Origin of the sequence: Finegoldia sp. BIOML-A2 (genome assembly GCF_009678315.1) — a bacterium.
GTDB classification, from domain to species: domain Bacteria; phylum Bacillota; class Clostridia; order Tissierellales; family Peptoniphilaceae; genus Finegoldia; species Finegoldia magna.
Genome location: NZ_WKZE01000017.1, coordinates 1 through 8,829 on the forward strand (window position 1 = coordinate 1; position 8,829 = coordinate 8,829).

12 protein-coding genes are annotated in these 8,829 nt (G+C 35.8%); 9 read left to right on the forward strand and 3 right to left on the reverse strand.

All coding sequences use genetic code 11. The features are described from left to right. Positions 1 to 1,611 (forward strand): LPXTG cell wall anchor domain-containing protein (locus GKF99_RS08835; protein ID WP_154273137.1); only part of this gene is annotated, 1,611 nt, incomplete at its 5' end. A 115-nt stretch (positions 1,612 to 1,726) separates the two neighbouring features. Here the strand turns inward: GKF99_RS08835 and GKF99_RS08390 are convergent. Continuing rightward, positions 1,727 to 2,251: a DNA topology modulation protein gene (locus tag GKF99_RS08390; protein WP_172976436.1), complete on the reverse strand. Its 525-nt coding sequence runs from the start codon at positions 2,249 to 2,251 to the stop codon at positions 1,727 to 1,729. 144 nt (positions 2,252 to 2,395) lie between these two features. On the opposite strand from GKF99_RS08390, the gene GKF99_RS08395 reads away from it, so the two are divergent. From GKF99_RS08395 to GKF99_RS08425, 7 genes are all read left to right on the forward strand, one after another. Further along, positions 2,396 to 2,674 carry a DUF6290 family protein gene (locus tag GKF99_RS08395; RefSeq protein ID WP_241673598.1) on the forward strand — a complete coding sequence of 93 codons (279 nt, stop codon included), beginning with the start codon at positions 2,396 to 2,398 and terminating at the stop codon, positions 2,672 to 2,674. Next, positions 2,658 to 2,924 carry a type II toxin-antitoxin system RelE/ParE family toxin gene (locus tag GKF99_RS08400; RefSeq protein WP_154273139.1) on the forward strand — a complete coding sequence of 89 codons (267 nt, stop codon included), beginning with the start codon at positions 2,658 to 2,660 and terminating at the stop codon, positions 2,922 to 2,924. The genes GKF99_RS08395 and GKF99_RS08400 overlap by 17 nt, the downstream gene beginning before the upstream one ends. 102 nt (positions 2,925 to 3,026) lie before the next feature. Further along, positions 3,027 to 3,449 carry an SH3 domain-containing protein gene (locus GKF99_RS08405; RefSeq protein WP_154273140.1) on the forward strand — a complete coding sequence of 141 codons (423 nt, stop codon included), beginning with the start codon at positions 3,027 to 3,029 and terminating at the stop codon, positions 3,447 to 3,449. Continuing rightward, complete coding sequence (locus tag GKF99_RS08410) at positions 3,450 to 4,229, forward strand: CpsB/CapC family capsule biosynthesis tyrosine phosphatase (protein ID WP_154273141.1); 780 nt, start codon at positions 3,450 to 3,452, stop codon at positions 4,227 to 4,229. A 1-nt stretch (position 4,230) separates the two neighbouring features. Then, positions 4,231 to 4,869, forward strand: a complete 639-nt coding sequence (locus GKF99_RS08415; protein ID WP_154273142.1) for a Wzz/FepE/Etk N-terminal domain-containing protein — start codon at positions 4,231 to 4,233, stop codon at positions 4,867 to 4,869. Continuing rightward, positions 4,859 to 5,458 carry a CpsD/CapB family tyrosine-protein kinase gene (locus GKF99_RS08420; protein ID WP_094207647.1) on the forward strand — a complete coding sequence of 200 codons (600 nt, stop codon included), beginning with the start codon at positions 4,859 to 4,861 and terminating at the stop codon, positions 5,456 to 5,458. Before GKF99_RS08415 ends, GKF99_RS08420 begins: the two co-directional genes overlap by 11 nt. Before the next feature lie 59 nt (positions 5,459 to 5,517). Beyond that, positions 5,518 to 6,843 (forward strand): aldehyde dehydrogenase family protein, encoded by a 1,326-nt coding sequence (locus tag GKF99_RS08425; RefSeq protein WP_154273143.1) that lies wholly within the window; start codon positions 5,518 to 5,520, stop codon positions 6,841 to 6,843. Here the strand turns inward: GKF99_RS08425 and GKF99_RS08430 are convergent. Next, positions 6,815 to 7,087, reverse strand: coding sequence for a DUF1294 domain-containing protein (locus GKF99_RS08430; RefSeq protein ID WP_154273144.1), 273 nt, complete (start codon positions 7,085 to 7,087; stop codon positions 6,815 to 6,817). The genes GKF99_RS08425 and GKF99_RS08430 overlap by 29 nt on opposite strands. Before the next feature lie 36 nt (positions 7,088 to 7,123). On the opposite strand from GKF99_RS08430, the gene GKF99_RS08435 reads away from it, so the two are divergent. Continuing rightward, the gene (locus GKF99_RS08435) at positions 7,124 to 7,831 is read left to right on the forward strand and encodes a pseudouridine synthase (RefSeq protein WP_154273145.1); all 708 of its coding nucleotides are present in this window, start codon (positions 7,124 to 7,126) and stop codon (positions 7,829 to 7,831) included. 40 nt (positions 7,832 to 7,871) lie between these two features. On the opposite strand, the gene GKF99_RS08440 is transcribed toward GKF99_RS08435, so the two are convergent. Then, positions 7,872 to 8,513 carry a dihydroxyacetone kinase subunit L gene (locus GKF99_RS08440; protein ID WP_154273146.1) on the reverse strand — a complete coding sequence of 214 codons (642 nt, stop codon included), beginning with the start codon at positions 8,511 to 8,513 and terminating at the stop codon, positions 7,872 to 7,874. Between the last annotated feature and the right edge of the window lie 316 nt (positions 8,514 to 8,829).

Below are 8,829 nucleotides of genomic sequence, written 5' to 3' on the forward strand. Positions count from 1 at the left end.
GTTAAAGACAAGAATCCAAAAGCTGAAAAAGTAGAAGTAGGAAATGATGGATCAGTAACATTAACATATCCAGACAAATCTACAAACACTTTAACTCCTGAGCAAACAGTAACTGAAAAAGCAAAAACAGATGCAGAAAAGAATCCAGCAGTAGCACCAAATAAGACAGAAGTTGAAAATAAGGATAAATTAACTGACGAAGAAAAAGCGAAAGTTAAGGATGAAGTTAAGAAAGTAAATCCTGAAGCTAAAGAAGTTGAAGTTGATGACAAGGGTAATGTAACTATCACTTATCCAGATGGATCAACAAATACCTTAACTCCTGATCAAACTATAACTGAAAAGGGTGCAACTGATGCAGAAAAAGTTCAACCAAATCTACCAGAAAAAACTGGAGTTAAAGATCTTGATAAATTAACTGATAAGGAAAAAGAAAAAGTTAAGAAGAAGATTGAAGATGCTAATAAGGATAAGTTCCCAGAAGGAACAGAAGTATCAGTTGATGATAAGGGTAATGCAACAATCACATACCCAGATGGATCAAAAGATACTATTCCAGCAGAAGACCTTGTATTCAAATACAAGCATGGAGATCCAGAAATTGATAATAGACCAGAACTTCCAATCTCTGATATTATCGACCCAACTATTCCAGGAAAGACTGATGTAGGTGACAAAGATAACTTAACTGATAAGGAAAAAGAAGAAGTTAAGAAGAAGATTGAAGATGCTAACAAGGATAAGTTCCCAGAAGGAACAAAAGTAGACGTTGACGAAAAGGGCAATGCGACAATCACATACCCAGATGGATCAAAGGATACTATTCCAGCAGACAAGTTGGTTAATGAAAAATCTACTGGAGATAACCCAGGAACAACTCCAGGTGGCCCAACTGATCCATCAAAACCTGGCGACGGAAACAAACCTGGTGATGGAAACAAACCTGGCGACGGAAACAAACCTGGCGATGGTCAAAAACCTGGTGATGGAAACAAACCTGGCGATGGTCAAAAACCTGGTGACGGAAACAAACCTGGTGATGATCAAAAACCTGGCGATGCTCAAAAACCTGGCGATGGTCAAAAACCTGGCGATGGTCAAAAACCTGGTGACGGAAACAAACCTGGCGACGATCAAAAACCTGGTGATGGAAACCAACCTGGCGATGATCAAAAACCTGGCGATGGAAACAAACCTGGTGATAACAATAAACCATCAGACAAGAATATCGCTGATAAGGTAGATCCAACAGTTCCAGGAAAGACTAAGGTTGAAGATCCTTCTAACTTAACTAAGGACGAAAAAGACAAGGTTAAGGATTCTATTGAAAAGGCTAATAAGGATAAATTCCCACAAGGAACTAAGGTTGAAATCGGAAAAGATGGATCAGCTACTATCACTTATCCAGATGGATCTAAGGATACTATCAAAGGTAGTGATTTAGTTGAAAAGATTTCTGATGCACCAACTAGACCTTCTAAACAAGACAAACCAGCTAAGAACTTACCAAAAGCAGGTATTGAATCAGAAGCTATGATGATGGCTGCTGCAGCTTTATCTACTTTGGGTGGATTGTATGTTTCAAAGAAGAAAAAAGAAGATGAAGAATAAATTATAGATTTTAATTCTGTAGTTTATTGAGATGAAGATACCCGATCGTATGATCGGGTATTTTTGTGTGCAAAAATATTTGTTTTTCAAAAAACTCCAACAAAAAAAGAGCCTATTACAGGCTCACGTTGCTTCGTTGAAGGTATTTCTTAAATTTTGTGAGTTCTTCTTGGTTATTGATTTGTATCCATTTGTGTGGGTAGTGTTTTTTCATATTGGCATAGTTTTCTCGTTTTTCTTTGCTGCGGCCATCTACTAGTATCCACTTGATGAATTCAAAATCTAATTTTTCGGGGCAATTGTCTGGTAAACTTTCTCTGGTTTTGCCATGGTATTTGATGTAGCGTTTGATGGCTCTTGCAAGGCAATTGAATCTGTTGAAGTTAAGGAAGATTATGATATCAGATAGAGCGAGTCTTTCCGTTTTCTTTAATTTGCTATAGTTTCCATCTATTACCCAATCGTCTTGTTTCATAAAATTTTCTACTATGTTAATCGCTTCGTCAAGGTCACGTTCTTGCCAATTTTCTGTGTGGTTTACTTGGTCAAGATGAAGCAATGGCAGATCGTATGTTTGTGATATGTCTTGTGCTAGTGTGGATTTTCCTGATGCAGAATATCCTATTATCGAAATTTTCACATTTTTCTCCTTATTTTATAATGATCATTTTCTATTATTATATATAATAATGAGTGGGTTGTCACGTTTGTTTGTTGACGAGAAAATTTACAAGATGTATAATACACATATACACACTATGAGTATTGAATGAAAGGAGTGTCTATGAATACTGTAAGAAAAAATATTACTTTGCCTGAAAATCAAAATGCAGTTATAGAAAGATTTGTCAGAAACAAGGGGATTTCTTTTTCTGAATTTTTGAGAATTGCTGCTATTGAAAAGATTGAAAGGGAAGAAAAAAAAGAATTGTTGGAATTTTTGCAAGAAAATTGCGAGTATGTAGCTGAGGATGAACAAAAATATTTCGACAATTTGGGGATAGATTTTTCGGATACTTCTGATATGAGAGAGTTGGACATTGACGATGTTATACAAGGTTAAGTACAGTAAAAGTGCAGAAAAGTTTATCAAAAAGAACAAGGAGTATGGTCTGAAATTTTACAAGGCTTTTAGGGATTTGTCTAAAGACAAGGAAATTTTCTTCAGATACGATATCAAGATTTTCCGTTGTAGTGAGAGGAATGTTTTTAGGCTGAGGATTGGAAAGTACAGGGCGATTTTCAAGGTTGTAGAAGATGAGATTGTGATTTTTGTTTTTGATATTGATAGCAGAGGGGATATTTATAAATAGGCGTTTGATGGTATAATGTAAGTAGTGATTTTTTGCCGATTTTAAGTGCATAAAAGTCTTAATATATGTTAAAATAATAATTGTTAATTAGGAGATGATAAGATGAAGAGATTGATACCTATTGCGATTTTGGTTTTGGTGTTGACGACGGGTTGTTTGAGAAAACCGGAACACTACGAATCGATGAGAAATACGGAAGTAACAGAATCTGTGGAAAATGAGTCTACAGAACAAGCTAAGCCTGAGGATTCAAAGCCGGAAGAAACTACTGAAAAGCCTTCTGAAGAAAACGCTGATTCTAATAAACCAGAAGAATCTACTGAAAAGAAGACTATGAAGGTTACTGCGGATATTTTGAATATGAGAAGTGAAGCTAGCACTAATTCTGATATTGTGACTAAGCTTAAGAAGGACGATGAGCTTAAGGTTATCGAAGAAACAAAGGATGACGATGGGGCTACTTGGATTAAGGTTGATTTTAATGGTCAAGTAGGTTTTGTTTCTAAGGAATTTTTGGGTGAGTAAATGATTGATATTAATAGTAAGATAATGGCGGACATGAAGAATGGTTCGAGTAATATGGATCAGGCTATTGCGACTGCAATAGAATATGTGAGACTTGGTTACAAAAAGGTTGTGAGTGCCTCTGAGATTTCTACGAATGGAAGGGTTCTGACATCTGATGAAAAGCAACTTCTTATCGACAGAATTAATGAGGAACTTGATTATCAAAAGATTGATTTTCAGGTGTTGTCGGGCAATTTGATGAGCTGTGATCCTAAGATGATGGAGTATTTTCACAATGATCTGATTAGTTCGATTAATTATTCCAGATATATTCTGCTTGAGCTTCCAAGTACAACTGAATACAAGGATTTGAATAAGTTTATATACGATATCCAAATCAAAGGATATGTTCCGATTATCGTTCATCCGGAAAGATGCAAATACGTCCAAGAAAATCCAGACTATTTGATTTCTTTGAAGGAAAGGGACTGTTTGGTGCAATTGGATATGAGTTCTGTGGTTAAGCCTAAATCTAGCAGGTTGTTCAAGACTGCTAAGGAGTTGTTGGACAGACAAATGGTGGATGTTGTGGCTACGGAATCTGAAAATGCATATGAGGCAGAATATATTAGAGATGGGATTAAATCTCTTCATAAGATTATAGATTCGGATTATTTTGATTTGATTATGAGACTTAATCCACAACTTATCGTGGAAGATGAAAGAATAGACAGGATTCCTGTATTAGAGAAGAAGAGCGGTGGAGTTTTGTCGAAGATTTTTGGTAAGAGGAGATAAGATGAGAGATAACTTATTTGTAAGAACTTTGAGAAATAGATTTGTGCCTATTGTTATGGTTGCACTTTTGTTCGGGATTGCTATGATTTGCTACGATGTTATGTGGGTGAGACCTGTGTACAGCGTTGATTCCAAGGTTGTAGTGAGCGCTAAAAGTGGCAACACTTCTACTACTCAAATAGAAACTGTGAAGTCTTTGGTTAAGTCTAGAATGGTGTTGACTGAAGTGAAGCAAAATTTGAAATTGAGATCAAATGTTGAGGATTTGTCTAAGAAAATCAGCATTTCAGATGAAAACTCAAAGATTGTTAGTATAAATGTTGAGGATACTGTGATTCAACGTGCAAGAGATATTGCAGATGAATTGGCAGATATCACTGTGAAGAGTGATGCAGACGAATACACTGTGAAGGTGTTGGAATACTCTTCTGCGCCACTACAAGCTGTGTCTCCAAATTTGCTTAAGGACACTTTGTTGGCATATGCTGTGGGATTTTTTATTGCATTGATAGCTTTTATGGTGAGGGAATCTCACGATGATGTCATGAGAGTGGGCACTAATGTTGAGGATTTGGGAGTAAATGTTATTGGAGATATTCCTTATGTTGATGAAAGGGGTGCTATGATAGATGAAGGATAAGACTTTGTTTAATGAACAATACAAATATCTAAGAACTAATGTGAAGTTTGCAGGAGCAAATATTAAGTCTATCGTGGTTACTTCGGGATTTTTTGGAGAAGGTAAGACTTCTGTGGCTGCTAACTTGGCGAAAAGCTTCGCTTTGTCCAATCACAAGGTTGTTATTGTGGATATGGATTTGAGAAGACCAAGTTTGAGAAATTTCTACGATATTGACACTGAAATCGGCGTTACAAATGTCGTTGTGAATAAGATGGACTACAATCTTGCGATTAGTCACGATGAATCGATATGGGATTTGGATATTATTCACGCTGGAGCTATTCCGCCAAATGCGAATGAGATTATTTCAAGTGAAGCTATGAAGAATTTCATCCGTATTTTGGAAGATAACTACGATTATGTGATTATCGATACTCCTCCAATCGAAGCTTATTCTGATGCTGTTGCGTTATCAGCGATTTGCGATGCGACTTTGTTGGTGTACAAGGTTGGAGAAACTAAGAAGAGCGACATCGAAAAATCAATCGATTCAATTAGAAATGTTAACGGCAATTTGATAGGACTTGTACGTATTAATGAAAAGTAATTATAGGCTGACTGATTTTACACGAATCAGTTGGCTTATTTTTTATAGAGAGGTAAATTATGATTGAAAACTTACGAGAAAAATCTCAAACGGTTTTGTTGAAGTCTTCTATTAGGGTTTTGTATCTGAGAAAACTAAGAGATTCTGTGAAAAATCATAGAGAAGAGATAATCTCGGCCTTGAAGGAAGATATCGGAAAAAGCGAATACGAAGCTTTTATGACAGAGTATGCAACTGTGATGCAGGAGCTTAATTTCTTCATTAATAACACTGTAAAACTTGCGCAAGCTAAGAATACTTCTTTTGATTTGTTGACTTTTCCGAACAAAACGGAAATCAGAAACAGGGCGTTCGGGGTATGTTTGATTATTAGTCCGTGGAATTATCCCTTTAATTTGAGTATGATTCCTGTGATTGATGCCATTGCCGCTGGAAATAGTGTTTATTTGATGATGAGTAGGAAAAATCCTAGGATTAGAGAGCTTATGAAAGAGGTTTTGAAGCCTGTGGAGGATGTCGTTTATCTTGAAAATGACAGAAGTTATGATGAGGTGTTGGAAGAAGAGTTTGACTTTTATTTCTTCACGGGTAGCAAAAACAGAGGACAGTCGGTGTATAAGAAAGCGGCTGAGAATTTGAAGCCATGTGTTTTGGAATTGGGTGGCAAAAGTCCTTGTATCGTGGACAAGGATGTCGATTTGGAAGATACAGCGAAGAAGATTTGCTGGGCGAAGTTCACGAATTCTGGACAAACTTGTGTGGCTGTTGATTATTTGGTGGTTGAAGAAAGCATCAAGGATAGGCTTATGCATTATATACTGAAGGAAATTGACGAGAATTATTCCGATATTTCAGAGATGTCTAGGATAAAAACGAAGACAAAATACGATGAGTTCAGAAAAATTATGAGAGATAGATCGGACAGAATCGGTGGGAAATACCACGATGATGAGATGATTATTGAGCCGTGCGTGTTCACTGATGCGACTTTTAATGATGAGATAATGAAAGACGAGATATTTGGGCCGTTGTTGCCGATAATTTCATACACTGATATAGATGCGATGTTGATGCACATAAGAAGAATGGACAATCCATTGGCTTTTTATGTGTTCACTAAGGACAAGAAATTGTGCGATTATATCACTAATTCTGTGGGATTTGGCGGAGGATGCATCAATGATTGTATGATGCACATCTCCAACAACAAGGCGCCTTTCGGTGGATTTGGCAATAGCGGACTTGGCCATTATCATGGCAAATGGGGATTTGACACTTTTTCACACAAACAATCGGTCTATGTTTCCAGAAAAGTCGACAATCCATTTAGATTCAAACCGTTTACGGACAAGAAGCTTAATTTAATGAAAAAATTCCTCGGCTAATTAAGACGAATACTACAAGATAAACAACTGAAATCAATGGGATTGCTATGATGAATTTCTTCTTGTATAGTTTGTGCTTGAAGATTATCATGGAGTTTAACGCTCCGATGAATCCGCCGATTATGCACAAGAGAATCAGAACATTTTCAGGAATTCGGTATTTGTTGTGAATGGCTTTCCTTTTATCTATGAGGAAGGCTAGGAAAGTTATTAAATTTATTGTTAAAAAATATAAACTAAACATTACATCACCCAAAATTATTGTACCATAAGGAGAGATATGAGATTAGATAGAATGCTTAGCGAGATGAAGATCGCGACGAGAAAAGAAATAAAACAAATGGTGAAAAAGGGGATTATCACGGTTAATGATGTGACTGTGAAGAAGTCTTCTGAGCATATAGATGAAAATAACGACGTGGTGAAAATCTACGATGAGGTTATTGAGTACAGAAAGTATTTGTATTTCGTGATGAACAAGAGAAAAGGTGTGACGAGTCATTCGAAAGATCCTATGCACAAGACTGTGATTGACGATATGGGAGAGCTTTGTGTGTTTGATTTGAATCCTGTAGGAAGGTTGGATTTGGATACGACAGGGCTTTTGATTATCACGAATGACGGAAAATTTGCACACAATTTGATATCTCCGAAGAAAGATGTGTCCAAGAAGTACAAGGTTACTTTGAGAGATAAGGTTGATGAGAAATACAACGACACGTTTGAAAAAGGTATAAAGCTGATGCCCGAAGATATCATAACGAAACCTGCTACGATGGAAATTATAGACGATTATAATTGCTACCTTACTATAAAGGAAGGCAAATACCACCAAGTTAAAAGAATGTTCGAAAAAGTTGGCAATGAAGTTGTTGAACTTCAAAGAGTTCAAATAGGTGATTTCATGTTGCCAGAGGACTTGGAAGAAGGAGATTTCAGAGAACTTACTGATGAAGAACTCAAAATCCTTGGATTGGAAGAAGAATAAAGAAAAAATCTCAATTTAACTTAAAAGTTGAATTGAGATTTTATTTTGTGCGTCTTTTTTTGAGGACATATTTGTATAATGTGTCGAAAAACAAAAACAAAGAATAAGCACCAGGGTCTATCACTCCAACAGAGAAAATCGCGTTGTGACGTGCTTTGCCTTTCTTGGCTGTCATTTCTGAAGTTTGTTCGCAAGCTATCTTGCAATCTACGCTTATTTTTTTCATTAATCTAATTGTATTTTCATTTTTGTTTTTTTCAAAGCTTTCTGTTGCAGCGTGAATGCAATCTAGCATTGTCTTGTCATTTAACTTGCAGTTTCCAACAAGTTTCACAGATTCGGTCGTGATTTTCAAAATCTCTCCAAACATATCACGGTCGATAACATCTACATCTGTAAGATATGCTGAAACCTTATCGAATACATAAGAGTAGATAGGAGATGTTGCGCCTTTTACTTTGTATGTAAATAGAAATGATAGATTACTGAATTGAGTTGATAGGTTTTCTGATTTGAAATCAGGAAAAGTCGTAAAAAGCTCCCTAAATCCATTATTCAGGTTAGAACCGTGGTCTCTGTTACTTAAATTCTCATCGAGCTTATTCAAAAGAGAACAATTTACCATCAAACATTCCTGATACATCGTGAAAACTCTGTAAATATCATCATTTGTGAATCCCATAAGCCCCCCTTTCTTACTTAATATTATACATGATTACAGAAAAATTGAAAAAAATTATAAAAAATACTTGACAAGAATAATTTAGGAGCGTATACTGTAATAGTTGTCTGTAAGAGACGTAACAAAAACTTGATTAAGTTTACAAGAATTTAAAAAAGTTTTAAAAAAGTCTTGACAAGCTAAAAAAAGTATAGTATACTTTAATAGTTGTCACTTGAGGCAACGAAATAATTTAACAAAGAACCTTAATAAATTAAATAAAGTAAATACTTTGAGAGAAGTACAAACCAAACAATAATTCGGTGAGAATAAAAAA